The organism is Deinococcus aquaticus (genome assembly GCF_028622095.1).
In the GTDB taxonomy this organism is placed as follows: domain Bacteria; phylum Deinococcota; class Deinococci; order Deinococcales; family Deinococcaceae; genus Deinococcus; species Deinococcus aquaticus.
Genome location: NZ_CP115165.1, coordinates 1,271,303 through 1,297,307, shown reverse-complemented (window position 1 = coordinate 1,297,307; position 26,005 = coordinate 1,271,303). Strand labels below are relative to the sequence as shown.

General features: G+C 67.3%; 23 protein-coding genes. 9 read left to right on the top strand and 14 right to left on the bottom strand.

Features of this window, described 5'->3' with window-relative positions:
• Positions 1-59: 59 nt before the first annotated feature.
• A complete protein-coding gene (gene xylF / locus M8445_RS06355; protein WP_273990477.1) occupies positions 60-1,106 on the bottom strand; it encodes a D-xylose ABC transporter substrate-binding protein in 1,047 nt (348 codons plus the stop codon).
• A gap of 288 nt (positions 1,107-1,394) precedes the next feature.
• Positions 1,395-2,417 (bottom strand): LacI family DNA-binding transcriptional regulator, encoded by a 1,023-nt coding sequence (locus M8445_RS06350; RefSeq protein WP_273990476.1) that lies wholly within the window; start codon positions 2,415-2,417, stop codon positions 1,395-1,397.
• 312 nt (positions 2,418-2,729) lie between these two features.
• On the opposite strand from M8445_RS06350, the gene clpP reads away from it, so the two are divergent.
• From clpP to lon, 3 genes are all read left to right on the top strand, one after another.
• The gene (gene clpP / locus M8445_RS06345; RefSeq protein ID WP_273990475.1) at positions 2,730-3,335 is read left to right on the top strand and encodes an ATP-dependent Clp protease proteolytic subunit; all 606 of its coding nucleotides are present in this window, start codon (positions 2,730-2,732) and stop codon (positions 3,333-3,335) included.
• On the top strand, positions 3,332-4,540 hold the full coding sequence (gene clpX, locus M8445_RS06340) for an ATP-dependent Clp protease ATP-binding subunit ClpX (RefSeq protein ID WP_273990474.1): 1,209 nt from the start codon (positions 3,332-3,334) through the stop codon (positions 4,538-4,540). The genes clpP and clpX overlap by 4 nt, the downstream gene beginning before the upstream one ends.
• Positions 4,541-4,678: 138 nt before the next feature.
• Positions 4,679-7,114, top strand: coding sequence for an endopeptidase La (lon, locus tag M8445_RS06335; protein WP_273990473.1), 2,436 nt, complete (start codon positions 4,679-4,681; stop codon positions 7,112-7,114).
• An 80-nt stretch (positions 7,115-7,194) separates the two neighbouring features.
• Here the strand turns inward: lon and M8445_RS06330 are convergent, their stop codons facing one another.
• The 4 genes from M8445_RS06330 to pgeF all read right to left on the bottom strand — a co-directional run bounded on the left by M8445_RS06330 (position 7,195) and on the right by pgeF (position 12,628).
• A complete protein-coding gene (locus M8445_RS06330) occupies positions 7,195-8,475 on the bottom strand; it encodes a type IV pilus twitching motility protein PilT (RefSeq protein ID WP_273990472.1) in 1,281 nt (426 codons plus the stop codon).
• Between the two features lie 55 nt (positions 8,476-8,530).
• On the bottom strand, positions 8,531-11,209 hold the full coding sequence (locus M8445_RS06325; protein WP_273990470.1) for a type II/IV secretion system protein: 2,679 nt from the start codon (positions 11,207-11,209) through the stop codon (positions 8,531-8,533).
• A 124-nt stretch (positions 11,210-11,333) separates the two neighbouring features.
• Positions 11,334-11,840, bottom strand: coding sequence for a YqeG family HAD IIIA-type phosphatase (locus tag M8445_RS06320; RefSeq protein ID WP_273990469.1), 507 nt, complete (start codon positions 11,838-11,840; stop codon positions 11,334-11,336).
• The gene (gene pgeF, locus M8445_RS06315) at positions 11,837-12,628 is read right to left on the bottom strand and encodes a peptidoglycan editing factor PgeF (RefSeq protein WP_273990468.1); all 792 of its coding nucleotides are present in this window, start codon (positions 12,626-12,628) and stop codon (positions 11,837-11,839) included. The genes M8445_RS06320 and pgeF overlap by 4 nt, the downstream gene beginning before the upstream one ends.
• Positions 12,629-12,773: 145 nt before the next feature.
• Here pgeF and M8445_RS06310 point away from each other — a divergent pair, with 145 nt between their 5' ends.
• Positions 12,774-13,562, top strand: coding sequence for an enoyl-ACP reductase FabI (locus M8445_RS06310; protein WP_273990467.1), 789 nt, complete (start codon positions 12,774-12,776; stop codon positions 13,560-13,562).
• Between the two features lie 49 nt (positions 13,563-13,611).
• Here the strand turns inward: M8445_RS06310 and M8445_RS06305 are convergent, their stop codons facing one another.
• The gene (locus M8445_RS06305) at positions 13,612-13,989 is read right to left on the bottom strand and encodes a winged helix-turn-helix transcriptional regulator (protein ID WP_273990465.1); all 378 of its coding nucleotides are present in this window, start codon (positions 13,987-13,989) and stop codon (positions 13,612-13,614) included.
• 187 nt (positions 13,990-14,176) lie between these two features.
• Here M8445_RS06305 and M8445_RS06300 point away from each other — a divergent pair, with 187 nt between their 5' ends.
• The 3 genes from M8445_RS06300 to M8445_RS06290 are packed head-to-tail and all read left to right on the top strand — an operon-like array spanning position 14,177 to position 16,610.
• On the top strand, positions 14,177-15,109 hold the full coding sequence (locus M8445_RS06300) for an NADP-dependent oxidoreductase (RefSeq protein ID WP_273990464.1): 933 nt from the start codon (positions 14,177-14,179) through the stop codon (positions 15,107-15,109).
• Between the two features lie 50 nt (positions 15,110-15,159).
• The gene (locus M8445_RS06295) at positions 15,160-15,573 is read left to right on the top strand and encodes an isochorismatase family protein (RefSeq protein ID WP_273990463.1); all 414 of its coding nucleotides are present in this window, start codon (positions 15,160-15,162) and stop codon (positions 15,571-15,573) included.
• Positions 15,570-16,610, top strand: a complete 1,041-nt coding sequence (locus M8445_RS06290) for a M42 family metallopeptidase (protein WP_273990461.1) — start codon at positions 15,570-15,572, stop codon at positions 16,608-16,610. Before M8445_RS06295 ends, M8445_RS06290 begins: the two co-directional genes overlap by 4 nt.
• 29 nt (positions 16,611-16,639) lie before the next feature.
• Here the strand turns inward: M8445_RS06290 and M8445_RS06285 are convergent, their stop codons facing one another.
• Entirely contained in the window at positions 16,640-17,113 is a 474-nt protein-coding gene (locus tag M8445_RS06285; protein WP_273990459.1) for a c-type cytochrome, read from the bottom strand.
• A 366-nt stretch (positions 17,114-17,479) separates the two neighbouring features.
• On the opposite strand from M8445_RS06285, the gene M8445_RS06280 reads away from it, so the two are divergent.
• On the top strand, positions 17,480-18,214 hold the full coding sequence (locus M8445_RS06280) for an IclR family transcriptional regulator (protein ID WP_273990457.1): 735 nt from the start codon (positions 17,480-17,482) through the stop codon (positions 18,212-18,214).
• A 98-nt stretch (positions 18,215-18,312) separates the two neighbouring features.
• On the opposite strand, the gene M8445_RS06275 is transcribed toward M8445_RS06280, so the two are convergent.
• The 5 genes from M8445_RS06275 to M8445_RS06255 form a co-directional block, all read right to left on the bottom strand.
• Positions 18,313-20,040, bottom strand: a complete 1,728-nt coding sequence (locus M8445_RS06275) for a dynamin family protein (RefSeq protein WP_273990456.1) — start codon at positions 20,038-20,040, stop codon at positions 18,313-18,315.
• 132 nt (positions 20,041-20,172) lie between these two features.
• The gene (locus M8445_RS06270) at positions 20,173-20,997 is read right to left on the bottom strand and encodes a PilW family protein (protein ID WP_273990455.1); all 825 of its coding nucleotides are present in this window, start codon (positions 20,995-20,997) and stop codon (positions 20,173-20,175) included.
• Positions 20,994-21,452 carry a prepilin-type N-terminal cleavage/methylation domain-containing protein gene (locus M8445_RS06265; protein ID WP_273990454.1) on the bottom strand — a complete coding sequence of 153 codons (459 nt, stop codon included), beginning with the start codon at positions 21,450-21,452 and terminating at the stop codon, positions 20,994-20,996. Before M8445_RS06265 ends, M8445_RS06270 begins: the two co-directional genes overlap by 4 nt.
• Positions 21,439-21,936, bottom strand: coding sequence for a type II secretion system protein (locus M8445_RS06260; RefSeq protein ID WP_273990451.1), 498 nt, complete (start codon positions 21,934-21,936; stop codon positions 21,439-21,441). Before M8445_RS06260 ends, M8445_RS06265 begins: the two co-directional genes overlap by 14 nt.
• A complete protein-coding gene (locus tag M8445_RS06255; RefSeq protein ID WP_273990450.1) occupies positions 21,926-24,004 on the bottom strand; it encodes a DUF4900 domain-containing protein in 2,079 nt (692 codons plus the stop codon). Before M8445_RS06255 ends, M8445_RS06260 begins: the two co-directional genes overlap by 11 nt.
• Before the next feature lie 221 nt (positions 24,005-24,225).
• Between M8445_RS06255 and M8445_RS06250 the strand changes: the two genes are divergently transcribed.
• Positions 24,226-25,131, top strand: a complete 906-nt coding sequence (locus tag M8445_RS06250; protein ID WP_273990448.1) for an acyltransferase — start codon at positions 24,226-24,228, stop codon at positions 25,129-25,131.
• Between the two features lie 63 nt (positions 25,132-25,194).
• Here the strand turns inward: M8445_RS06250 and M8445_RS06245 are convergent, their stop codons facing one another.
• The gene (locus M8445_RS06245; RefSeq protein ID WP_273990446.1) at positions 25,195-25,875 is read right to left on the bottom strand and encodes a metal-dependent hydrolase; all 681 of its coding nucleotides are present in this window, start codon (positions 25,873-25,875) and stop codon (positions 25,195-25,197) included.
• Between the last annotated feature and the right edge of the window lie 130 nt (positions 25,876-26,005).

The following is a 26,005-nucleotide window of genomic DNA, read 5'->3' as shown; positions in this document are numbered from 1 at the left end:
CGGTCGGCGGCGGGTGGGGGTGATGGTCAGGGCAGGGTAAATGTGCCGGGTGGACGGGCTTACTTGCAGGCGGCGGGGGCCGCAGCGCCGCTGACGCCCTTGCAGATTTCTGCCTTGGTGGCCCACTTGGCGGTGATCAGGGTGCCCAGGTTCGCTTTGGTGATGACCACGGGCTTGAGCAGGATGCTGCTGACCTTGACCTTGCGCGGCCCGCCGCTGAAGACTTTCGCGCCGGGAATGGCGGCGAGCTTGGTGCCGCGCCCCAGTTGCACGGCGATCCTGGCGGCCTCGGTGCCCAGGGTGCGGGAGTCTTTCCAGACGGTGCCGGTCTGCTGGCCCAGCGCGATGCGGTTCAGGGCGGCCTTGTCGGCGTCCTGGCCGGAGACGGGGACCTTGCCGGACAGGCCCACGGCGGCCAGCGCGGCGACGGCGCCGCCGGCCGTGCCGTCGTTGGAGGCGACGACCGCGTCGATCTTGCTGGCGTTGGCGGTCAGGATCTGTTCCATGTTGCGCTGCGCGACCTCGGGTTTCCAGGCTTCCGTGAACTGGTTGCCCACGTTCTTGATGGCGCCGGACTTGAGGGCGCCCGCCAGGACTTCCAGCTGTCCGTCGTACAGCAGTTGCGCGTTGGGGTCGGTGGGGCTGCCCTTGATGAAGGCGTAGTTGCCTTTGGGTTTGGCGGCCAGGATCATGCGGGCCTGCAGGCGGCCGACTTCCTTGTTGTCGAAGGAGATGTAGAAGGCCCAGGGGTCCTCGATCAGGCGGTCGTAGGAGATGACGGGAATCCCTTCGGCCCTGGCCTTGGAGACGCCGGGCAGGATGGCCTCGGAGTCCTGCGCCAGAACGATCAGGACGTTCGCGCCGCGCGTGATGAGGCTCTCGATGTCCGACAGTTGTTTTTCGTTGCTGCTCTGCGCGTCGGCGCTGATGTATTTCGCGCCCAGTTTGCTCAGTTGGGCCTTGATGGCGGCCTCGTCGGTCTTCCAGCGTTCCTCCTGAAAGTTCGACCAGCTGACGCCCACCGTGATCGGGGCCTGGGCGTGGGCGGGGCCGGCCAGCAGGGACAGGCCGAGCAGGGTGCAGAGGACGGTCGCGTGTCGTTTCATGGGGCTCCTTTGGATGCAGGTGCAGGCCTGTGTGAGGGGGCCTGCCTGGACTCCCAGTGGGGGCACTGGGCCGGGGGGCAGGGCGGCGGTCCTGAGCCTCGGGCGAGGCATTCAGACCATCATGGAAATCGATTTCGGTACAGGTTCAGTATACAGAACGCCCCCCCCGGCGCAAGAGGGAGAGGCGGGCTCCGCTTCAGTGCAGCCCGCCTCTTCCCCACCGCCCGACCCTGCCTGCCGATTCCACCCAGCGAATCCGCCCGCCGACCTGCGCGGCGCGGCTCCCGGTCAGCGGCGCGGCGCGGACGTACTGTGCCGCCGCACCAGGTGCGTGGGCAGCAGCGTCTGCGTGGCGGGCGCACCTTCCATGCGGCGCATCAGGGCCGCGACTCCCCCGGCGGCCATCTCGGCGGCCGGGTGGTACACGGTGGTCAGTCCGCCCGCGATGTACTCGGCACCCAGAATGTCGTCGAAGCCCACCAGGGACACGTCCTCGGGCACGCGCAGGCCCACCTCGCGCAGGGCGTGAAAGGCGGCGGCGGCGGCCAGATCCGTCTCGGCGACCACGCCGGTCACGCCGTCCCGCCGCACCTGGGCGATCAGGTCGGGGCCGCCGTGAAGGGCGGGGCGGGGGCTCAGGCCCGCCTGCTCCAGCGCGTCCCGGTAGCCGTCCTCGCGCCGCCGGAAATGCTCGACCTGACTGCCGCGCCCTGCGCCGTAGAACACGATCCGGCGGTGCCCCAGGTCCAGCAGGTGCCGGGTGGCCTGCCGCGTCCCGGCGCGGTGATCGACGTCCACGGCGCTCAGGCCCGGCGGGGCCTGCTGGGTCCACAGGGCCACGACCGGCAGGCGCGCGGCGGCCAGGGCGTGCAGCAGCTCATGGCCGCGCAGCGGGTTGCAGCTGACCAGCAGGCCGTCCACCCGGCCGTCCAGGAAACTTTCCGGGGGGACGTTCCCGCCGGGGTACACGACCAGCGCCGGGACGCCCAGGTCGCGGGCCGCGCCGCTGAGGCCCGCCATGATCGCCCCGTCGAATGTGCGGCGCACGGCGGCGGCATTCACGCCGTCGGTCAGGTCCTCGGGTTCGGACGCCCCGACCGCTTCCAGGATGACGCCCAGCTGCCCGGTCCGGCGGGTCCGCAGGTTGCGCGCGGCGACGTCCGGCACGTACCCGAGCGTGCGGGCGGCCTCGCGGACGCGTTCGGCGGTACTGACGTTGACGGTGTACCCGGGGCGGCCCGAGAGCACCTTGGAGACGGTGGCGGCGCTCACGCCGGCGGCAGTCGCCACTTCACTGATCTTGACCCGCATACCTGCCAGCCTACGGCGTGACGCGGACCTGATACGGACTCCGATTGAATGGTCCTGGCAAACCGTCCAGTCCGAGCGGATGCGAGCAGGAGCGAAACGGGTTGCGGGCATGGAGTTCACACCCCGGGACGACACCGGGCTGTGAACGAAACAGACGACATCCGTATGATGACGCGCCCGGAGCCCTTCACGGCCACTGGGACGGCCTGTTCCTGCTTCTCCCTCCGCCCGGTCTGTCTGCGGGATCAACGCAGTGCAGTTAAGTCCGGGTTCGCCTACGTTCCCGTTCCCGCGCCGTGCGATAATTGCTCTATGAGCGTGATTCCCTACGTGATCGAGCAGACCGGGCGTGGCGAGCGGATGTACGACATCTACTCGCGCCTGCTGAAGGACCGGATTATCTTCGTGGGCACGCCCATCGAGTCGCAGATGGCGAACACCATCGTGGCGCAGCTGCTGCTGCTGGACAGCCAGAACCCGGAGCAGGAGATCCAGATGTACATCAACTGCCCCGGCGGTGAGGTGTACGCGGGCCTGGCGATCTACGACACCATGCGCTACATCAAGGCGCCGATCAGCACGATCTGCGTGGGAATCGCGATGAGCATGGGCAGCGTGCTGCTGATGGCCGGGGATAAGGGTAAGCGCATGGCGCTGCCGAACAGCCGGATCATGATTCACCAGGGGTCGGCGGGCTTCCGTGGGAACACGCCGGACCTGGAAGTGCAGGCCAAGGAGGTGCTGCACCTGCGTGACAAGCTGGTCGGCATCTACCACGAGCACACCAGCATTCCGCACGAGAAACTGATGCGGGACATGGAACGCGACTACTTCATGTCGCCCGAGGAAGCCATGGGGTACGGCCTGATCGACAGTGTGGTGGACCGCGTCCGGTCCGGGGAGGCTGAGGAACAGTGACGAAGAATGGTGGGGACCGCTGCTCGTTCTGTGGCCGGCAGCACCCGCAGATCGCGCAGCTGATCGAGGCTCCGGGCCGCGCGGCGTTCATCTGCAACGAGTGCACCGAGCGGGCGCACGAGCTGGTCAAGCAGAACAAGAAGGTGGGCGCCGAGTTCAGCCTGGAAGAACTGCCGACCCCGCGTGAGATCAAGGCGTACCTCGACGAGTTCGTGATCGGGCAGGACGAGGCGAAAAAGGCGCTGGCCGTGGCGGTCGTCAGTCACTACCAGCGGCTGGCGCACCCGGACGTGAACCTTCAGAAGAGCAACATCCTGCTGATCGGGCCGACCGGGACCGGCAAGACGCTGCTGGCGCAGTCGCTGGCCGAGATGCTGGAAGTTCCCTTCGCGATTGCGGACGCGACCACCCTGACCGAGGCCGGGTACGTGGGTGACGATGTGGAGAACGTGATCGTGCGCCTGCTGCAGGCCGCCGAGTACGACGTGGCCGCCGCCGAACGCGGGATCATTTACGTCGATGAGATCGACAAGATCGCCCGCAAGTCCGAGGGGACCAGCATCACGCGTGACGTGTCGGGCGAGGGTGTTCAGCAGGCGCTGCTGAAGATCATCGAGGGCACGGTCGCGCAGGTGCCGCCGCAGGGGGGCCGCAAGCACCCGCAGCAGGAACTGGTGCAGGTGAACACGAAAAACATCCTGTTCATCGTGGGCGGCGCGTTCGACGGGATCGCGGACATCGGCCGCAGCCGCACGAACGTGCGCGCGGTGGGCTTCGGGGCCGAGCACAAGGGCGACGAGAAGGCCGAACTGCGCTTCCTGCCCGAAGACCTCGTGAAGTTCGGGTTGATTCCCGAGTTCGTGGGTCGCCTGCCGCTGGTCGTGCAACTTCAGGATCTGGACGAGGAGGCGCTGGTGCGCATCCTGACCGAGCCGCAGGGGGCCATCGCGTCGCAGTACCAGGCGCTGTTCGGCTTCCAGGATGTGGACCTGTCGTTCACGGAGGAAGCCCTGCGGGAGGTGGCGCGCCGGGCGCGTGACCGCAAGACCGGGGCGCGTGGACTGCGGGCCGTTCTGGAGAAGGCCATGACGGACCTGCTGTTCGAACTGCCGGTCGAGGGCCTGAAGGACCTGCGTTTCGACGCGGAACACATCGATGCGCCGCTGGCCCTGCTTGAGTCTAAGGGACTCAAGAAGTCTGCCTAAACGCAACAGAGATTACAGCGAGCCCCTGCCGGCGTCCCTACACTTCTGGGACACCGTGCGGGGGTGTCGTCTACCGGAGTCCCCGCGTTACACTCAACCATTCCCGCGCCCGCAAGGGCGTGGCCGTAAGGAGCAAGCATGATCTGGGAACTGCCCGTAGTCGCCTTAAGAAACATCGTGATCCTGCCCGGCGTCACCATGAACGTCGACGTGGGCCGCCCCAAGAGCAAACGCGCCGTCGACGAGGCCCAGGCCAGCGACCGCCGCGTGCTGCTGCTGACCCAGCGTGACGCCCGCACCGACGACCCCACCCGCGCCGAACTGTTCGACATGGGCGTGCTGGCCGTCATCAAGCAGGTCGTGCGTATGCCCGACAACACCTATCAGGTGCTCGTCGAGGCGCAGGAACGCGCCGCCGTGCAGGACGAGGTGCCCTCGGCCTACATGCGCGTGCGCGCCGAAACGCAGCCCGCGCCCGCCGACGACAGCCGCGAGGTCGTCGTACTGGCCCAGGAAGTCAAGAGTGCCTTTGAGGAGTACCAGCGCCAGAACAAGAACCTGCGCCTGGATAACTACCAGCTTGAAGGCTTGAAAGCCCTGACCGACGCCGGCGCGCTCGCCGATCAGGTCACGCACCACGCCACCTGGACGCCTGAGGAGAAGCAGGAGATCCTGCAGGCCGTCGCGCTGCGCGCCCGCCTGGAAGGCGTGCTGAAGTTCCTGGGCCGCGACACCGAACGCTTCAACATGGACAAGAAGATCGCGGGGCGCGTCAAGGAACAGATGGACGCCAACCAGCGCGAGTACTACCTGCGTGAGCAGATGAAAGCCATCGGTAAAGAACTCGGCGGCGGTGAGGACGGCCCGGCCGAGGTAGAGGCGCTGCGCGAGAAGATCGAGGGAGCCGGCATGCCCGACAGCGTGAAGGAAAAGGCGCTGAAGGAACTCCAGCGTCTGGAACGCACGCCCGGCGGCAGCCCCGAGAGCACCGTGGTCCGCAACTACATCGACTGGCTGGTCGACGTGCCCTGGAGCAAACGCGACGAGGAGATCCTGGATATCGCCCGCACCCGCGAGATCCTGGACGCCGATCACTACGCGCTGGGCGACGTGAAGGACCGCATCCTGGAATTCCTGGCGGTGCGTCAGCTGACCCACAAGCCCGGCGAGACCGAGGAAGCCCGCAAGGAACGCAGCGCCGAGGAACGCACGGACGACGCCGAACTGCGCGCCCCGATCCTGGTGCTCGTCGGCCCTCCCGGCGTCGGCAAGACCAGCCTGGGCAAGAGCATCGCGCGCAGCCTGAACCGCAAGTTCGTCCGCATGGCGCTGGGCGGCGTGCGTGACGAGGCCGAGATCCGCGGTCACCGCCGCACGTACATCGGCAGCATGCCGGGGCGGATCATTCAGGCCATGAAGAACGCGGGCGTCACGAACCCCGTGATCCTGCTCGACGAGATCGACAAGATGAGCAGCGACTGGCGCGGCGACCCCAGCAGCGCCATGCTGGAAGTGCTGGACCCCGAACAGAACCACACCTTCCAGGATCACTACCTGGAAGTCCCGTACGACCTGTCGCAGGTGATGTTCATCACGACCGCCAACAGCCTGCAGACCATTCCGCGCCCGCTGCTGGACCGCATGGAGATCATCAACATTCCCGGCTACACCCAGCCGGAGAAGGTCGAGATTGCCCGGCGTTACCGCGTGCCCCGGCAGATCAAGAGCCACGGCCTGACCGGCAAGCTGGAGATCACGGACGCCGCCCTGAACCGCATCGTCGAGGAGTACACCGCCGAGAGCGGCGTGCGGAACCTCGACCGGCAGGTCAGCAAACTGGCCCGCAAGGCCGCCCGCGAACTGCTGGAGAAGGCCTGGGACGGCGTGAAAGTCATCGACGCGGCGCAGGTTCCGGATTACCTGGGCGTGCCCGTGCACCGCCCGGAGAAGATGGAGAAGGAACCGCAGGTTGGCGTGGCCCAGGGCCTCGCGTGGACCAGCGTGGGCGGCACCATGCTGCTCGTCGAGGCGCTCGCCACGCCCGGCAACGGCAAGATCGTCATGACCGGCTCGCTGGGTGACGTGATGAAGGAAAGCGTCAGCGCGGCCATCGCGTACCTGCGGGCGCACGCCGCGCAGTACGGCGCGGACCCCGACTTCCACAAGACGATGGACCTGCACGTGCACTTCCCGGACGGCGCCACGCCCAAGGACGGCCCCAGCGCCGGCATCACGATCGCCACAGCCGTGATCAGCGCCGTGACCGGCCGCCCCGTGCGCATGGACGTCGCCATGACCGGCGAGATCAGCCTGCGCGGCCGGGTGCTGCCCATCGGCGGCGTCAAGGAGAAACTGCTGGCCGCGCACCAGGGCGGGATCCGCGAGGTCATCATTCCCAAGGACAACGAGCCTCAGCTTCAGGAAGTGCCGGACAGCATTCGCGGTGACCTGCGCATCCACGCGGCCGAGCGGGTCGGAGAGGTGCTGGAGCTGCTGCTGCTGCCCAAACCCGAGGCCGATACGGACAGCATGCCGGTCCCCCTGAGCAAGGCCCCCACCCAGCCCGGCGCGTAAGCACCCGGCGTCACAACAAAACGCACAACAGGAACGTCCCCCCAGTCAGACTGGGGGGACGTTCCTGTTGTGCGGGTCGGTCAGCGGCGTCCGTACCCGCTGGTGCCGCCGCCCATTTCGGGGGTGCTGGTGGTGCTGGCGCTGCGTCCGGTATCCGCGCCGCGCCCGGCTCCGGCGTCACGGCCCGCGTACCCGCCGGGTGCGGGGGCGGTGCTGGGCGCGAAGCCAGCCACGGGCGCGCTGCCGTACCCGGCGGGCGCGGCGGCGCTGCCGCCGGCCGTGCCGACCGTGGGGTCGTTGGCGAGGCGGGCGAATTCCTTGCTGTCCACGGAGCGTTCCACGCCCACGTCGAAGGAGATCACGCGGCGGCGGTACAGGTTCGCCAGGAAGGCGTCCATGGTGACCATGCCCTCGCGCGCGCCAGTCTGCATGACACTGGTGATCTGGTAGGTCTTGCCCTCGCGGATCAGGGCGCGCACAGCGGGGTTGGCGATCAGCAGTTCGTACGCCAGGATGCGACCCTGTCCGTCCAGGCGGGGCAGCAGCTGCTGGGTCATGACGGCCACGAGGTTGTTGGCGAGCTGCACGCGGATCTGCGACTGCTGCTCTTCCGGGAACACGTCCACGATACGGTCGATGGATTCCGGGGCAGAGTTGGTGTGCAGGGTGCCCATCACGAGGTGACCGGTTTCGGCGGCGGTCACGGCGGCCTTGATGGTCTCGTAGTCGCGCATTTCGCCGACCAGGATGACGTCCGGGGCCTGACGCAGCACAGCGCGCAGGGCGTCGTTGAAGCTCATGGTATCCGCACCGACCTCACGCTGGTTGATGACGCACTGCTTGTGCGTGTGCATGAACTCGATGGGATCCTCGATGGTCATGATGTGCAGGTTCTTGGTGGTGTTGATGTAATCGATCATGGCGGCCAGCGTGGTGGATTTCCCCGAGCCGGTCGGGCCGGTCACGAGCACCAGTCCGCGCGGCGCGTTGGCGATGTCGATGACGTTCTGCGGCAGGCCCATCTCCTGGGCGCTCTTGATCTTGGTGGGGATCAGTCGCAGCACGCCGCCCACGTTGCCGCGCTGCATGAAGGCGTTCACGCGGAAGCGGGCCTTCTCGCCCAGCGCGAACGAGAAGTCCAGTTCGCGGCGTTCCTCGAAGGTGCGCTGCTGCTTCTCGTTCATCATGGAGTACATCAGTTTGCGGGTCTCGGTGGCGGCCAGTTCCGTGAACCCCTGCGAGTCGTACACGCCCTGCAACTTGAACTTCGGGGGGAGTCCCACGGTCAGGATCACGTCGGACGCGCCCTTGTCGGCGGCGAAACGCAGGATGTCGGTGATGTCGGCGGCGGGCTGGGTCATGGGAGTACCTCGGGGGTGAACGGGGGGCGGGCGGGGGGGACGGGCGCGCGGGAGCTTACTTGCTGGTGACGGCCAGCACCTCCTCGAGGGTGGTGATGCCGGACAGCGCCTTCTCGATGCCGTCCTGGCGCAGGGTTTTCATGCCGCTCTGGGTCATGGCGACCTCGGCGATCTCGGTGGCGTTCCTGCCTGAACCGATGGCCACGCGCAGCGGCTCATCGATGACCATCAGTTCGTGGATACCCATGCGGCCCTTGTAGCCGGTGCCGCCGCAGCGGTTGCAGCCGGCCCCGCGCATCAGTTGCGCGCCGCGCAGGTCGCGTTCCGTGATGCCCAGGCGGCGCAGCACGTCCGGGTCGGCGTTGGTGGGGGCCTTGCAGTCCGGGCAGACCTTACGCACGAGGCGCTGGGCGACCACGCCCACGACGGCCGCGCCGATGTTGAAGTGCTCGACGCCCATCTCTTCCAGTCGCACGATCGCGCCGGGCGCGTCGTTGGTGTGCAGGGTGGCCAGCACGAGGTGTCCGGTCAGGGCGGCCTCGACGGCGATCTTGGCGGTTTCGGTGTCTCGGATCTCGCCAACGAAGATGATGTCGGGATCCTGTCGCAGGAAGGCTCGCAGGGCACGGGCGAAGGTCATGCCCGCCGTGTTGTTCACCTGCGACTGGATGATGCCCGGAATCTCGTACTCGACCGGGTCCTCGATGGTGGTGGTGTTCTTCTCGGGAACCGCGATGCGCTTGAGGGTCGAGAAGCTGGTGAAGGACTTCCCGGAACCCGTGGGGCCGGTCACCAGGAAGATGCCGTTGGGTTTGTGGATGGTGTCCAGGTAGCGCTGGTAGTTGTGTTCGGAAAAGCCCAGCTGCTCGACTTCCGGGATGTTGCTGGCCTTCTGCAGCAGTCGCATGACGGCCTTCTCGCCGTACACGGTGGGCAGCGTGGACAGTCGCAGGTCGAGGTCGATGCTGCCCTTCTTGAAGCGCACGCGGCCGTCCTGCGGCACGCGCCGCTCGCTGATGTCCAGGTGGCCCATGATCTTGATGCGCGCCAGGATGCTCTGCGAACTGCCCTTGGGAAGCTCGTTCTGCTCGCGCAGGATGCCGTCCACGCGGTAGCGGACGCGCAGGGCCGTCTCGGTCGGTTCGATGTGGATGTCACTGGCTTCCTGCAGGGCCGCCTCGCGGATGATGTTGTCCACGACGCGCACCACGGCGTTGTCGTCCAGTCCGGCGGTGACGTCGGTGTCTTCCTGGCGTTTGTTGTCCTTGTCGCGCTTGTTGCTTTCCTGCACCAGCCTCTGGTTCAGGTCGGCCATGTCCTTGCTGCCGAAGTACCGCTCGATCAGGCGGACGATGTCCTTTTCGGCCATGACGGCCGGGATGACCTCGCGGCCCGTGATGAGTTTCAGGTCGTCCAGCGCGAACACATTGCGCGGGTCCTTCATGGCGATGACCAGAGACTCGCCCTGAAGGCGGACCGGGACCACGCCGTAGCGGCGGGCGGTGCTTTCCGGGATCATCAGCGCGACCTTGCTGTCCGGCGGGTTCTGAACCGGGTCGAGGAACTCGTAGCCGAGCTGCGCAGCCAGCGAGCGGGCCAGCATTTCCGGGCTGAGCTTCCCGGACTGCACCAGCGTGTCTTCCAGTCGGCCGCCCCCGGAGTTCTGTTTCTGCAGGGCGTTGTCGATCTCGTCGGCCCCGGCGAAGCCGAGTTCCACGATCACCTCGCCCAGCGGTTTGACGCGGCCCTCGCGGGCCTGCACCTGCAGCGCCTCGCGCAGTTGCGCGCGTGACAGGGTGCCCTGCTGCACCATCTGCTCGCCCAGGCGGCCGCGCTGCGGGTAGAAGCGTTCGATCAGCAGTTCCACGTCGCGGGGCTTGGCGAGGATCAGCTGCACGGGGCGGCCCACCAGCGCCTCGATGTCCTCGCGTTTGCGGGGATCGCTGGCGACCACGGTGACGCCCGAGTCGGTCTCGTCGACGGGCACGGCGTTCAGGCGCAGCGCGTCGGCGCGCAGCATGCTGCCCAGCACGTCCTCACTGGGCTGGAAGTCGCGGGGGTTACGCAGGTACACCGCGCCGACCTGTTCGGCCAGCACCTCGTACAGTTGATCCTCGGTGATGGATTTCTGCGCGATCAGGGTGGAGCCCAGCGGTTCGCCCGTCTGCTGCTGCGAGTCCAGCGCAATCTGAAGCTGGGCGTCCGTGATCAGGCCGCGCGAGATCAGGCGCTGGCCCATCATGCCGCCGCCACTGTTACCCTCGGCGTCGGCAGGCAGGTCGGCCTGCAGGTTCAGGTCCGGGTAGTTCGTGGCGATGGCCCACATGATCTGGTCGCGCAGCGCCTGGTACGGCTCGATGTTCAGGCCGCTGTCGTCCTCGAGCGCCTCGATGCTCAGGCTGGACAGCGGGTCCACGATCGCCACGCGCAGGGTGCCGCCCTCCACGGCGAACGGGAAGGCCTGCACGCTCAGGGCCGTCTGGGAGCGCACGGCGGCCAGGGCCTGCGGTTCGGGCGTCACGACCAGCAGGTTCACCAGCGGAATACCCAGCGCCTCCTCGATGGCGCGCGCGATGCGTTTCTCGCCGACCATGCCGGAGTCGATCAGGATCTCTGCGAGGCGGCCGCCCACCTCGGCGTGACGGACCAGGGCTTTTTGCAGGTCCGTGTCGTTCACGTACCCCTGTTCGAGCAGAATGGCGCCCAGGCGCCGGTCACCGATTGAGAGTGCCATGTTGTGTCTCCTTGTTCAGACCCGGTCGGGCCGCGCGGCGTGAGGGAAAGTGCAGATTACGGGAAGATGAGGAAGGGAAGCGTGGGCCGCGTGCAGGCGGGGCGGGTCAGGGGGTGCCGTCATGTCAGTGGTTCCAGTCATGCCCGTAGCGTTTCAGGACCGCGCGTTCCAGTCGGCGGGCCACGCGGGTGTGCGGCAGGGCGTTGGTGGCCAGGGGGCGCACCAGGATGGTGTACATGCCGCTGAGGTTGCCGCCCAGCACGTCCGTGAACAGTTGATCACCGACCATGCCCACCTGATGCGGCGGGAGCCCCAGTTCGCTCAGGGCGCGGCGGAATGCGCGCGGGTTGGGTTTCCCGGCCAGCCCGACACCCTGGAATTCCAGGCGGTCCAGCCAGAAGGCCGCGCGCCGCCCGGTGGCGTTGCTCAGCAGGTACAGGCCCACCCCGGCGAGCTTCAGGTCCCGCACCCACGCCAGGGTCTGCGTGACGCCCGCCGGGTCGTAACTGCCGTACGGGACCAGGGTGTTGTCCAGGTCCAGCAGCAGGCCGTGCAGGCCCCGGTCGGCCAGGAATTCCGGCGTGAGGTGCGTGACGTGGTCGATCACGGCGCGGGGGCGCAGCAGGCTCACGCCTGCCCCCGGCCGGCACCGTCGCCCAGGGCGTGCTGGCCGATCACGGCCCACATGCGCCCGGTGCGGCCCGAGTCGCGGCGGTATGAGTAGAAGTCAGCCTCGGTCGAGCAGCGGCCACTGACCCACACCTGCGCGGCCGGGATGCCCGCCTCCCGCAGCACCGCGCGGTTCGCTCCGGCGAGGTCCAGGTGCCAGGTGGGATCGCCGCGCAGTTCGTCCTCGTCGGCGCCCACGTGCGCGCCCAGACCGTCCTGCGCGAAGGCCAGCGCGACCTCCTCGCCCACCGGGTACGCGGCGGCGCGGATGCCGGGGCCGACGGCGGCCAGGATCCGCGCCGGGTCGGCTCCCAGGTCCGTCATGGCCTGCACGGTGCGGGCAGCCACGCGGCCCAGCGTGCCCTTCCAGCCGGCGTGGGCGGCGCCGATCACGCCGGCGTGCGGGTCGTGCAGCAGCAGCGGGTAGCAGTCGGCGGTGCCGATGGCCAGCAGCACCCCGGCGTCGGCGGTGACCAGGGCGTCCCCGGTCCAGTGGCCGCCGCTGCGGGCGTGCACGACGTCGGTGCCGTGCACCTGGGTCAGGCGGGCCACCTGGGCGGGCGTGAAGCCCAGCGCGGCGCACAGCCTCTGGCGGTTTTCCTGCACGTGCGCGGGGTCGTCTTCACGGTCGTCGAGGTTCAGCCCACCGTAGGGACCGGTGGACACGCCACCAGCACGCGTCGTGAAGGCGTGCGGCGCAGTGAGGTGCGGCGCGCGGATCAGCATCAGGCGTTCAGTATGCAGGGTCATCTCTCACCGGATTCTGACGCGTCAAGGCCCACACCGGGGGAGGCGGTCTTCATGCAGGGAACGCCCCCGGCCCGGAAGGGCGGCGCCCGGGCACGTTTTGCACCGGCTTCAGCAGGCTCACGCGCGGGTTGCTAGAGTCCCCCCCATGAGTGTCAGCATTGACTTGAGCAGCAAGACGGCCCTGGTGATGGGCGTGGCGAACGCACGCAGCCTCGGCTGGGCCATCGCGGAACAGCTTCTGGCGGCCGGGTGCCGGGTGGGTTTCTCGTATCAGGGCGAACGCCTGAAAGGTGAGCTGGACAAACTGCTGGCCGGACGCGAGAACGTCTGGACCCAGCAGGCCGACGCGACCAGCGAGGACGACCTGGGCGCCCTGTTCGGCCGCGTGAAAGACGAATTCGGCGGGCTGGATTACCTCGTGCACTCCATCGCGTTCGCGCCGCGCGCCGCCATGGACGGCCGGTTCCTGGACACCACCGAAGCCGACTGGAACACCGCCCTGAACGTCAGCGCGTACACGCTGGTCTCCACCTGCCGGCACGCCGAGAGCCTGCTGCGCCCCGGCGGCAGCGTGATCAGCCTCACCTACCACGCCTCGCAGAAAGTCGTGCCGAAGTACAACGTGATGGGCGTGGCCAAGGCCGCGCTGGAAGCCACGACCCGCTACCTGGCCAGCGAGATGGGCGCGGCCGGCGTGCGCGTGAACACCATCAGCGCCGGCCCTATGCGGACCATCGCGGCCCGCTCCATCCCCGGCTTCGGGACCATGTACGAGAAGGCCGCCGAGGCCGCCCCGCTGGGCCGCAACGCCACGCCCGACGAGGTCGGCAAGCTCGCACTGTTCCTGCTCAGCGACCTGGGCAGCGGCATGACCGGGCAGACCGTGTACGTGGACGCCGGGTCCAGCATCATGGCCATGAAGGCCGACAGCTAAGGACGGAGGTATACGGGGCGCGGCGGGCCTGTCTGGCCCGCCGCGCCCTTCAGGCGTCCGGGGTGGGCAGGGTCGGATCGGGCCGGGTGGGGCGTTCGCGGTACGCGGCTCCCCAGGCCAGCATGGCGCGCACGATGGGTTCCAGCGTCAGGCCCAGCGGGGTCAGGGAGTACTCGACTCTGGGCGGCACCTGCGGGTAGACCTCACGGTGGACCAGTCCGTCGGCTTCCAGTTCCCGCAGTTGCAGGGTCAGCATGCGCTGCGTGACGCCCGGCATGCGCCGCTGCAATTCCGAGAAGCGGCGCAGCCCACCCAGCAGGTGATAGATCGCCACGGCCTTCCACTTCCCGCCGATCACGGCCACGGTGGTCGTGACGGGACAGGGCAGGGGGTTGGCAGGTGCGGACGGTCCGGCGGGCGCGGTCATGCCCGCAGGGTAACAGTCCATGGTTCCCAGAATGTGCGTACCTACCAGAAGTGTACGTACTTGGCAATGCGTGGGTACCCTGGCAGACTGGGGCCACCGCAGGGGGAAACCGCCCGCCTGCCTCCCCTCCCCTCCTCCCCGTTCAGAACGGCGGGCGCCTCCGGGCGGACCCGCCGCAGGAGTCCCCATGCCCATTCCCGAGACCATGACCGTCATGGAAATCCAGCAGCCCGGCGGCCCCGAAGTCCTGCAGCCCGCCACGCGCCCCGTCCCCACACCCGGCCTGGGCGAGGTGCTCGTACGCGTACAGGCGATCAGCATCAACCCCGTGGACACCAAGTGGCGCGCCGGGGGGCCACTCAAGGAATTCCCGGTCGTGCTGGGCTGGGACGTGTCCGGCGTGATCGAGGCAGTCGGGCCGTACGTGATGGAGTTCGCGGCGGGTGACGAGGTGTTCGGCATGCTGGCCTTCCCGCAGTTGCCCGGCGCCTACGCCGAATACGTCCTGGCCCGCGCGGCCGACATCACCCTGAAGCCCGCCACGCTGAGTCACGAGGACGCCGCCGCCATGACCCTGGCGGCCCTGACCGCGCATCAGGCGCTGGAGAAGATGGACCTGCGCGCCGGTCAGCGCGTCCTGATCCACGCGGGCGCCGGGGGCGTCGGGCACTACGCGGTGCAGCTGGCCCGCGCGCGCGGCGCCCACGTGATCGCCACCGCCTCGGCCGGGAACGTGGACTTCGTGCGCAGCCTGGGGGCCGACGAGGTCGTGGATTACCGCGCGCAGCCCTTCGAGCAGCAGGTGCAGAACGTGGACGCCGTGTTCGACACGGTGGGCGGCGACACCACGGACCGCTCGTTCGCGGTGATCCGCCCCGGCGGCTGGCTGGTGTCCATCACGGCCGCGCCGTCTGCGGCACTGGCGCAGGAGCGGGGCGTGCACGCCACCCGGATTCTGGTGTACCCGTCACGCGCGCACCTGAACGAACTCGTGCGGCTGGTCACGGCCGGGCAACTGCGCTCGCACGTGAGTCAGGTGTTCCCGCTGTCGCAGGTGGCCGACGCGCACCGCGCCCAGCAGACCGGCCGCACGGTCGGCAAGCTCGTACTGCGCCCCTGACCGGCTCCTGTTCCCGCCCCGCACGGGATCGCTGCCTTATTCTGGGCGGCATGACCCTCACCCCGAACGCCCTGCTGCTGCTGAACGCGCAGCGTCACGACCTGGAGGACCGCAGCGACGAGCGGGCGCTGGCGCGCGACTGGGCGCACCACGTGGATGAGGCCCGCGCGGCCGGGTGGCTGGTGGCGTTCGTGCAGTGGGACGCGCCGCGCGGCGCGGACTGGGAGACCTTCTCGAAAGCGTGGACGCTGCACCCGGATTTCCGGGCCGAGCAGGGTGACGTGCTGGTCCGCGCGGGCCGCCCGGACGCCTTCGAGGACTCGGAACTGGCCGCGCAGCTGCACGGGCGGGCTGTGCAGACCCTGCACGTGCTGGCACTGCCGGGCACGCCGGAACTCACGGCGACCCTGGCGTCCGCGCAGGCCGCGGGCTTCGCGGTCGCCGAACTGGACGTGCTGGCATGAGCGCTCCGGGCCTGAACCTCGAGTACACCCTGGACGTGCTGGTGCGCCTGCTGGACACGCCCAGCCCCACGGGCTTCACGGACCGCGCCGTGACCCTGATCGAGTCGGAATTGCGGGCGCTGGGCGTGCCGTCCCACCGGACCCGCAAGGGTGCGCTGACCTGGGCGGTGCCGGGCACGGGCGCGGGGCACGTGACGTTCAGCGGGCACGTGGACACGCTGGGCGCGATGGTCAAGGGCGTCAAGGACAGCGGGCGGCTGCGGCTGTGGGGGCTGGGCGGGTACGACTGGGCGACCGTGGAGGGCGAGGACGTGCGCGTGCACACGCAGGCCGGGCGGGAACTGACGGGCACGGTCGTGAACGTCCGCCAGAGCACGCACGTGCACGGCGCGGCGCTGCGGGACCTGAAACGCGAGGCGGCCGTCATGGAAGTCCGGCTGGACGAACCAGTGTTCGGCGCGCGGGACGTGCAGGCGCTGGGCGTGAGCGTGGGGGATTTCGTGAGTTTCGACGCGCGGCCCCGCGTGACCGGCAGCGGGTACGTGAAGGCCCGCCACCTGGATAACAAGGCGGCGGTCGCGGTGTTCCTGGCGGTCACGCGCGAGCTGCTGGCCCGCCCGGCGGGTATTACGGCCGCCTTTCACATCACCACGTACGAGGAGGTCGGGCACGGCGCGGCCACCGGCATTCCCGCGCACACCGACGAGCTGATCGCCGTGGACATGGCGGCAGTCGGGGACGGGCAGACCAGCAGCGAGCATCACGTGACGCTGTGCGTTGCGGACGGCGGCGGGCCGTACGATCACGCGCTCGGGAACCGGCTGCGCGCCGCCGCCCGCACGGCCGGGCTGGACCTGCGGGTGGATATCTACCCCTTCTACGCCTCGGACGGCACGGCGGCGTGGCGGGCCGGTGGGGATTACCCGGTCGCGCTGATCGGGCCGGGCGTGGACGCCAGTCACGCCTACGAGCGCACGCACACCGACGCCCTGCGCGCCACGGGTGACCTGATGCTGGCCTACCTGCACCGCGACTGAACCGGATGCCAGACTGGGGCCGCTCCGGTTCAGGGAGAGGGCGGCGTGTCCTGCCGGTGCGGCAGCAGCCCGGAGAGGTTCCCGGCGTTCAGGCCGGTGTCCGGGAGCACGTGGCCGTTCTCGCCGAGCAGGTAGGCGGTGACGTCCAGCACCTCCTGCGGACTCAGGGTGCCGCGCTGGTCCTGGGGCATGGTGTCGCGGATCAGGTCGTGCAGGCCCAGGGGCGGCAGGTCCGCGAAGCCCGCCTCGAAGCTCTCGTCGCGCAGACCGGGACCGCTGAGGCCCTCCAGGCGGTCGCCGTGACACATGGCGCAGGCCAGGACGTACACCGTCTCGCCGCGCGCGGCCTGCACCTGGGCGGCGCTGACTGGTGAGGTGCTGACCGGGGCGGAGGCCGGGGCCGCCACGACCGGCAGGGCAGCGAGGCCGAGTGCCAGCAGCCCCGGCAGCAGGATGCGGTTCAGGCGCGCAGGTCGGGGCGTGGGGGTGGGTCGGGCGGGCACACGGGGCACTGTAGCGTGCGCCCATGCGGGCCACAGCTGACCGCGCCTGGCGGGCAGGGTTGGGCGTGATGCGGAGTCCGTCTGCTTCGTTTGATACGGACGCCGGTTGAAAGGTCTGCAAAAGCTTTCAACCCGAGCGGACTCGTAGAGCTGCGCCGCAGAGCGAGCAGGAGAGAAACGCCCCTCCGGGCGTGGACCGACCCGGACTGATCAGCAGTCCTTTTTGACCGTGCGCAACGGTGGTTCCGACCTCTTCCCTGCGGGTGGCGGCGCCTCTGGATGTGGATTGCTGAACCCGGTCAAATGAGGGCAGGAAACGAGAAAAAAGATGTATACAATCCGCCGTCGTCCCTGTAGGCTGGACGTGTGCTCTCACTCCAGAAAGCGGCCAACATTCTGGGAGCTTTTAGCGCCGAACAACCCGAATGGGGCGTCCGGGCGCTGGCCTCCCACCTCAGCGTGCCCCGCGCCACCGCACACGCCTACCTCGCCGGCCTGACCGAGGCGGGCTTCCTGCGCCGCACTCCCGCCGGCAAGTACCGCCTGTCCTGGCACCTCGCCGAGATGGGCGCGCAGCTCACCGCCTCGCTCCCCTGGTTCCCCGAGGCCCGCTCCCTGATCACCCGGCTGGCCCTGGAGGTGCGCGCCGTGGCGTTCCTGTGCATCCTGGAAGGCGAGGAGGTCGTCGCGACCATCCGCGAACGCCACCCGGACGCCGACATCGACCTGCCGCTCGACGTGTACCTGCCCGCCACCGCCACCGCCAGCGGCAAGATCCTCTACGCGCACGCCGACATCACACCCCGCAGTTTCGAGGCGTGCACGCCCAGTTCCATCACCTCACTGGACGAATGGAAAACCGAGGTCGCCAAGGTCCGCCGCCTCGGGTACGCGTACTCCATCGAGGAGTGGATTCCCGGGCAGTGCACCCTGGGCGTGCCGTACCACGCGCTGCACAGCGGCCTGCCCGACGGTCACCCCGGCGACACGGTCGTGGCGGCCATCGGCGTGCAGATGAGCGCCGGACGCTACCTGCGCGAGGAACGCAGCATCCGCGAACGCGTCCTGCAGATTGTCCGCGAGGCCGAAGCGCTGCCCTGACCCCAGGTGCAAGCCATTCAATCCGAGCGGACGCGAGCAGGAGAAAAACGGGTGCCGGGCTGGCAACTCCACGCCCGGCACCCGCATGACCCAGAATGTCAGCCGGTCGCGCCTCCTGATGGCAGCGGCGGGGCGGACAGCGCGCCCACCTCGGTCCGCAGACCGTCGAGTTCCGCCTGCAGCGCCGTGAGTTTCCGCTCGGCTTCATTCAGGCGCGTCTGCTCCTGCGCCGTGAACTGCGTGAACGGCCGCACCGCGTCCCGCAGGCGCGTATCGGCCCGCTCCTGCTCGCGCCCGTACTCACTGCGCACGATCCGCTCGAGGGCCTCACGCAGCGCCGCGACCTTCTCACGGAGCTGCCGGTGCGCCTGCAACCTCTTGTTCGGCAGGACGAACAGACCCAGGCTGCCCAGCGTCAGGCCCGCCAGAATCCCGCCCGTGAAATCCAGCGCGGACGCCCCGATCAGCGCGCCCAGACCCGCCCCGATTCCCAGGCCACCTGCCAGACCACCCACCGCGCCCTTCATGGCGTCCTCAGCGTCCCGCGACAGTTGCCGCGCCAGTTCCGTCTGCGTGGTCGCCTGCAGGTGCTGCTGCGCGCTGCCCGCAATACCCTCCAGCAGCGCCGCCCGGTCGTAACTGAAGCGCGTTCTGGCCACCGCCGACTCCGGCTGCCGCCGTGCCAGGAACACCTGCACGTCCTCCCAGAAGCCCAGGTTCACCTCCACGAACCGGTCGATCATCGTCCCGAACTGCCGGTCGATCGCGTCCGGCAACTCCGCCACCGCCTCCCGCCGGAACGCCTCCTCCAGTTCCCGCCCGTTCAGCAGGCCCCGCAGGTTCCCGAACCGCAACTTCTCGTCAATAAACCGGTCGGCGCGCACCTCGAACTCGCTCAGCAGGCGGTTCACGCGGTTCAGCTGCCCATCCAGTTCTCCCAGCGTGCTCTCCTGGTGCGCCAGTTGCCGCGCCTCCAGCTCCCGCAGCACACCCAGGTCCTCCGCCAGCGTCTGCCGGGACGCCACGCCCCGTGCCTCCTCCCCCGCCAGCAATTCCGACACCGTCCCCAGCGGACTCAGCAACTTCAGGCGCGTGCGTTCCACCTCGGACAGCCGCATCCGCAGCACCTCACGAAGCGCGTGAAAACCCACGTCCCCGCCCCGCTGCTCAGCCCGCGCGCTGATCAGCAGCACCGGCGGCGTCAGGCCCAGCACGCCCCGCGCGCCCGCCTCCACGAACTCCCGCACCTGCGCCTTCTGCTCCGGCGTCTCCAGCAGATCCGCCTTGTTCACCACCATGATCACACTCCGGCCCCAGCGCGCCGCCAGCGACAGGAACTGCCGCTCGGACTCCGTGAACGGCCGGTCCGCCGACGTCAGAAACAACACCAGATCCGCGCGCGGCAGGAACCCCTCCGTCAGCGCCTGATGCTGCCGGACAATCGCGTTCGTGCCCGGCGTATCCACCAGCGCCACCCCCTCCAGACTCGGCAGCGGGTACGTCAGACGACTCACGAAGGGATCACGGGTCGCCTCCATCTGCCCCGGCACCTCACCGTTCACCAGCACGTAAATCCGGTCCGTGGTCGGCGTCACCCCCTCCGGCAGCACCGACGCGCCCAGCAGCGCATTCACGAACGAGCTCTTCCCCGCATTGAACTCCCCGACCACCACCAGCAGGAACGCCTCATCCAGCGCCCGCACCGCCACCCGCGCCCCCTCCACCACGTCCGGCGGCGCGCCCTGCCCCACCAGCAACCCCAGCACGTCACCCAGCAGCGCCCGCTCACGCCCCAGCAGATCCTGCACCCGACTCGACACCAACATGTCAGACAGCCTACCCGCCCCCACCTGACCACACCTTCAGCAAACCTACCGCCACCCCTATCGGGTGTAACGCGAAGCTAGTGACTGATGCAGTCCGCACCAGCCACCAGTCAGAGTGAGAACGCCTGCCGTTCAGTTCAGGCCGATGCCCTTACCGACGTTTCTGGGGAACACTGTGACCGTGGAGCGACCACTGCCGGGAACACGCACGCTTGGACTGCCACCCACCTGACGCTGGGCAGCCAGATTCACGGTGATAGCGGTCCTGCCGACCTGTTGAATGCCTGCATCTCCCGCCAGACTGAACAGGCGGTCTGGAATGCTGCTCACCTGCGGAAGGGTGACCGGCAGCAGGTAATCCATCACCATCGCGCCCTGCGTGGTGTTGGCCGCTGGGACTGGGAACACGGTGCCGGTCAGTTTGCCGAACGAGCGGCGGTATTCCATCAATACCCAGGCTGAGTCGTTCAGCGGCTCAGTCGACGGTCGACGGCCACTGCTCAGGGTGGTGCTGCCGGTCAGGGCCGAGCGCAAGACCGGGTAGTAAGCGTGCAGGGTATAGCAGTTGGCTGTGTCCGGCACGGCTGGAGCAGTGACAGCGCAATTCGGCGTCCCGCTTCTGGGCGGTAGGACTACGGCGACAAACGCATCTGTACCCACAGACCAGATGCCAGAACCGGTACGGGGATTCCGCACAGTGGGATCTGTTCCCAGATCAAACGCTGTTGCGGTGGGGTACACGTACGCTGCCTCACGGAGTTTGGAGAGCAGGTATGTCTGCGCGATCTGCGTTTCCGGCAGGAGGTCATTGCGCGTCTGCAATGACATGGACGCCCGCGTAGAGGACAGATTCACGTTGAAGACTGCCAGCAGGACCACGCTCATCAGGGCCATGCCGATCAACAGTTCTACCAGCGTGAAGCCGGCCTGCCGGATCATTGCAAGATCAGTCCTCATGGGTGGGCAATCTCCGTGGAGAAACTGACTGTTTTGCCTGCACTCGTGGCTGACGCTGTCACGGTCCGGTTGGTCGGGCTGGTATCCGGCAGGGCCGGACTGACACCGCAGGCGGTACCAGTCGCCTGAACGTCCGTTTCACTGCCAACTTTGTTGAAATTAGAGTCCATACCCTGTGCCCGGACCTGCACACCCGCAGGAAAACTGGTCAGGGATACGCAATTCATCTGGTACTTGGGGCTGTCTTGCCATTCGCCTTTAACCTGTTCTATGGCCGCCTGCGCGAGGTTGGTTGCGGCCACCTGCTGAGTTGATTGCCGTGACAGCCCGAAGAGTCCGGTCAGCGGCGCTAGGACGGCAGTCACGATGACAAGCAGCAGCATGACTGCTACCAAGACTTCGACGATGGTGAAACCCTGCTGGGTGTACCGGTGATCTGAATCAGGGTTGCGCACTGAAAGTCCCCTTTCCTGTGGTTCCCAGGAGTTTCATGTAGAGCAGTTCACCGGCTGAGTTGCTCAGGACCCAGACGGCTCCGCCCGGCACGCTGCTCTCCGCGTAGGGAGCCGTGTAGGTGATGGTATTTGCGTAGGTGGCCACCGGGGCGACCAGCACGTTGTTCGGCAAGGTACGTGTGACACTCCCGCCCGGCGACCAGACGGTCACGTATGTTGCCTTAGGCGACGAGGCTGCGGCACTGGTCAGCGTCACACTAGTGGCGGTAGAGCTTTGCGTGGCCTGGGTGCGAGTCCTGTTTAAATCCGCCAGCAGCTGGGTTCCGGCCTCCCGCAACTGCTGCTGCCGAACGCCACGGGCGCTGCTGACGAACAGGACAGCAGAGAGAATCCCAACGATCGCCATCACCATGAGAAGCTCGATAAGGGAGAACCCCTGGGTGCGCCGGTTTCGTGAGGGAAACGCGGTCACCTCAGGTTCCATCCTTTGCAGTCTGAACCTGATTGCCGTTCTGCTGCAGCTTGATGGGGGTCGTCAGACCGGCGGACCATTCCTGCTGTGTGGGGAAGAAGGGAGGGGTGACACCCTCGTTGGTGCGCTGATCGTAGACGAAGTTACGACCGTAACCCTTGCCGCTCGTCAGACCGAACGCGCCGTAGTAGTTCTCGATGATGCCGCCCATCAGGTTCACCTGTCCCAGACTACCGTCTGCGGCACCGCCATCGTACCCATCAACCTTGACTTTGCCCTGACTGGCCATCAGAACGGCGTGGATGTTGACGTTCTTGGGCATGCCCGGGCGGGTTCCGGCGGTGGTGCAGGCGCCGTCGGCGTTCGTTACTGCACATTTCGGGCTGACCAGATCGACGTCCCCACCGGAGGAATAGATGCCCAGAATGTTCTTGGCGTTCTTGTTGGTGCAGGTAGCAGCATTGAACACGCCGTTCGTCACCGAGTTACTGCCGCTACAGGGAGGATCTGCGTACTTGAGGTCGCTGGTGATGGCGATATCGCCGGTGGAGGCCAGGGTCATCTGTGCGAAGGAAGCAATAGCGGCGGGAGCAGTGGCGGGGTTGTTGGCGTCGGTCCGCGCAGGACCGTTGAGGTTAGTCACTCCGTCCTTCGCGTAGATGACGCCCGTGAATTTCGTTCCTGCGCCGCCCGGAATCCAGGTGCCCGTGATGGGGTCCTGGGTGGCTTTAGACCACACGTTGGTCGTGGTATTCAGCAGGTACACGTTCTGGTCAGCGTCAGTGGCCAGATTGACGGTATTGCCGCTCAGGGTGTACGAGATGCGCTGCACCGGAGTGCTGGTTGTGCCTAAGGTGATATTCGAGGCCTGAAGGGTCAGGTTGGAGGCCGTGCCGTTGATGAACACACCGCCCGACTTAGCCTGCAGCGCCTGGTTGTTGGCGTTCTTGGGCAGCGGGATGAAATTCTTGTTCCACGACACTCCACCCTGGAACCGGGGGTCGGAGTTCCCGCTGGTGGTGGAGACGATCGGAGCCTGATCATTCGGGGACATCGCACTCTTGTCCTTCCAGGTCGTGCTGTAGAAGTAGGCGCCGGGTTTCGCGGTTACCGAGCAGTAGTCGTCGCCACTACTGTTGGTCTTGATGGCACCGCCAGGGCAGCCAGCAGAAGTGACTTCCCCGCCAAAGTACGGTGTGCCCTGGAAGTTGAAGTTGGAGTTGGTGTGCACAGGACCGGAGAACAGGGTGTTGCTGGTGAATGTGATGCGGGAGCAGTCACTGGGTTTCAAAGCGCACTCGTCTTCAGCGCCTTTGCTGGAGTAATGCCGGTTGGTCAGCAGGGCATACTTGGCGAACGAACCACGCCCAACATTCAGTGTGTACGTCCTGTTCTGGCTACCCACGACGAGATTGCGGGTTGAACTGCTGTCAGGAGTACCCGCGGCAGAGACGGAGGGTACCGAGAGGGTCAGGACGAAGGTGTCTGTTGCGGTTTTCTGCACGGAGTTCAGGACCAGCTGGATGCGGCTGGAGTATTCAGCGTTGTTCTTGCCGCCCTTCAGCTCAACGCCGTTCTCGCTGAACAGCTGTGCCCAGAAAGCACGGCTGTCTCCAGTCAGGGTGTACGCCCCCGACGTAAACGAGGACACAGGAATGTATTTTGCGAAGAAATCCAGGCGGTTTCCTGTTCCGAGGTCGCTGGTCGACAGTGTGCCAAGCACGCCCTGTGAACTGGTGCCGCTACACAGGGTGGTGGCAGTGGGCAGGGCGGTTAGGCCGCACAGGTTCAGGATGTCTGTTTGCATTTGGGTGGTTGTGACGGCCGATAAGCCAGATGAGGGAATGACCATGGAGTTGGGTTGCAGGAGGCTGTTGACGAGGTTCAGTTGCGTCTGCGAGCGCGACAGGCCCGCTTCCGCCGCGTACATGGCGCGAATAGAGGATTCCTGAGCGGTGGAAGTGCGCCGGGAGGACAGTGCCAGTTGAGAGGTGATCGCCAGGATCACGACCATCATGACCATGACCACCAACACGGTCACGATCAGCATGGCTCCCTCGGTGCGGTGAGACTTCTTCATAGCAGCAGTCTGTTCTTTGTGAGGAGCAGAAACCACCCCAGGGCAGGGGCTCACCTGATAGGGGGTATTTTGTCGATTCAGACGCCGTTTGTGACTTTTTTGTGAGGCGGAGGGGTGTAGCACCTGTGCGCGGCGAGACTGCTGACTGGGCACCGAAACACGCAAAGAGTCGGCACACCTGCCACCACTTTGTTTTTCACTGTAGGCGTTACAGTGTGGGGGTGACTTGGCTGAAGCCGGTGGATGTGGGTCGTGACGCGCAGTCGGCGTACGGTGAGTTCTTGCGGGATCTGGAGGCGCGTCTGTCGGATGCGGGTACGGACCGGTTCGTGCTGGCGCGTGAGGTGCTGTCCGAGGCGATGTACGGCCGGCCCTATGAGGCACTGCTGGCGGACGCTCCGCTGGCGGCTCTGAATCTGGACGCGAGGAACGTGACGTTCGAGGCGGAGTACTACATGGCGACGGACGCGGAGTTGTTCGGGCAGGTCAAGCCGCTGCTGTGGCTGTGGAAGAATCTGGATCTGACGCCGGTTGGGCAGAATCCGGTGCTGGGGATTCCGGTGCGGCGGGTGCTGGCGGAACGGATTTTCCGGCGGGTGGGGCGGGATTTCAAGTGCTGGCAGAACGTGGAGTTCAGCGTGGGGTACAACATGGAGGTGGGGGACGATGTGGTCGTTCACCGGCATGTGCTGCTGGATGACATCGGTGGGATCGAGTTGCATGACGGGGCGAGTATCAGCGATTACGTGAATGTGTACAGTCATACGCACAGCGTGCTGGACGGTCCGGACGTGACGTTGCGGCGCACGGTGATCGGGCGTGGGGCGCGGATCACGTACCATTCGACGGTCCTGGCGGGCAGTGTGGTGAGTGATGACGCGATGCTAGCGACGCACGCGCTGCTGCGCAGTGATATTCCGCCGCATGGGATTGCGATGGGGGTGCCAGCGCGCACGACGCGCTTCAAGCTGCGGGAGCCGCAGTCGGTGCTGGTGGATTCGCGGTCGCTGGTGCGCGTGCCGGACCGGAAGGCGAATCCGGAGTTTCCGGAGGCCACGCCGAATCAGACGCGCGTGGCGTCCGAGGATGATCTGGCGGGCCGCGCGCTGGTGACCGGGGAACGCTGAGCGGACGGGCATAAAAAGCTGGCAGATGGCACGTAACGGCCATCTGCCATCTCTCTCTGGTTCTTACAGGGTGGTGTGTTCGCCGGGTTTAATGATGCGGATGTCCACGCCGCGGGCCTGTCCCTCGCGCTGGAAGACGGCGGGGTCGCCGGTCAGGGGTGGGAAGGTGCCATAGTGCATGGGGATGGCCACGCGGGGGCGCAGCAGGTCGAGGGTGCGGGCGGCTTCCTCGGGGCCCATGGTGTAGTGGTCGCCGATGGGCAGGATGGCGGCGTCGAGGCCCCGGTCGCCGATGAGTTTCATGTCGCCGAAGAGGTTGGTGTCGCCGGCGAAGTACACGCGCTGAGCGCCGAGTTCGATGATCAGGCCGGTGGGCATGCCGCCGTACGTGCCGTCGGGGAAGGAGCTGCTGTGCCAGGCGGGGGTGAGGGTGACGCTGCCCCAGTCGGTGCGGTAGGTGCCGCCGATGTTCATGCCGGTGACGTTCGTCGCGCCGTGCTGCTGGGCGTACCCGGCGATTTCGGCGGTGGCGATCAGCGGGGTGCCGCCGCGCGTGAACTCCAGGGTGTCGCCCCAGTGGTCGCCGTGCGCGTGGCTGATCAGGACAGCCGTGACGTTCCAGTCGAGCGCCTGTTGCAGGGTGACGGCCGCCTGGGGATTGCCCTGGATGAACGGGTCGATCAGCAGGCGCGTCTGGCCGTGTTCGAGCATGAAGGCGCTGTGGCCGATGAAGTGAATGTTCATGGGGGTCTCCTTGGGGGGGGCGCCGCTGGGGCCGCGCCGCTGCTGAGGCTACGGCGGCGCGGCGTGCGGGACGGTGGGGCTGAACACCGTATAGTGGGCGCGCAACGACTTTTGTTTTTCGTCCCGTTTT

Bases quoted from the DNA above. Each gene is read 5' to 3' on its own strand.
- xylF (WP_273990477.1), bottom strand. From the start codon at position 1,106: ATGAAACGACACGCGACCGTCCTCTGCACCCTGCTCGGCCTGTCCCTG.
- M8445_RS06350 (WP_273990476.1), bottom strand. From the start codon at position 2,417: ATGCGGGTCAAGATCAGTGAAGTGGCGACTGCCGCCGGCGTGAGCGCC.
- clpP (WP_273990475.1), top strand. From the start codon at position 2,730: ATGAGCGTGATTCCCTACGTGATCGAGCAGACCGGGCGTGGCGAGCGG.
- lon (WP_273990473.1), top strand. From the start codon at position 4,679: ATGATCTGGGAACTGCCCGTAGTCGCCTTAAGAAACATCGTGATCCTG.
- M8445_RS06330 (WP_273990472.1), bottom strand. From the start codon at position 8,475: ATGACCCAGCCCGCCGCCGACATCACCGACATCCTGCGTTTCGCCGCC.
- M8445_RS06325 (WP_273990470.1), bottom strand. From the start codon at position 11,209: ATGGCACTCTCAATCGGTGACCGGCGCCTGGGCGCCATTCTGCTCGAA.
- pgeF (WP_273990468.1), bottom strand. From the start codon at position 12,628: ATGACCCTGCATACTGAACGCCTGATGCTGATCCGCGCGCCGCACCTC.
- M8445_RS06310 (WP_273990467.1), top strand. From the start codon at position 12,774: ATGAGTGTCAGCATTGACTTGAGCAGCAAGACGGCCCTGGTGATGGGC.
- M8445_RS06305 (WP_273990465.1), bottom strand. From the start codon at position 13,989: ATGACCGCGCCCGCCGGACCGTCCGCACCTGCCAACCCCCTGCCCTGT.
- M8445_RS06300 (WP_273990464.1), top strand. From the start codon at position 14,177: ATGCCCATTCCCGAGACCATGACCGTCATGGAAATCCAGCAGCCCGGC.
- M8445_RS06295 (WP_273990463.1), top strand. From the start codon at position 15,160: ATGACCCTCACCCCGAACGCCCTGCTGCTGCTGAACGCGCAGCGTCAC.
- M8445_RS06290 (WP_273990461.1), top strand. From the start codon at position 15,570: ATGAGCGCTCCGGGCCTGAACCTCGAGTACACCCTGGACGTGCTGGTG.
- M8445_RS06275 (WP_273990456.1), bottom strand. From the start codon at position 20,040: ATGTTGGTGTCGAGTCGGGTGCAGGATCTGCTGGGGCGTGAGCGGGCG.
- M8445_RS06270 (WP_273990455.1), bottom strand. From the start codon at position 20,997: ATGAGGACTGATCTTGCAATGATCCGGCAGGCCGGCTTCACGCTGGTA.
- M8445_RS06260 (WP_273990451.1), bottom strand. From the start codon at position 21,936: ATGGAACCTGAGGTGACCGCGTTTCCCTCACGAAACCGGCGCACCCAG.
- M8445_RS06255 (WP_273990450.1), bottom strand. From the start codon at position 24,004: ATGAAGAAGTCTCACCGCACCGAGGGAGCCATGCTGATCGTGACCGTG.
- M8445_RS06245 (WP_273990446.1), bottom strand. From the start codon at position 25,875: ATGAACATTCACTTCATCGGCCACAGCGCCTTCATGCTCGAACACGGC.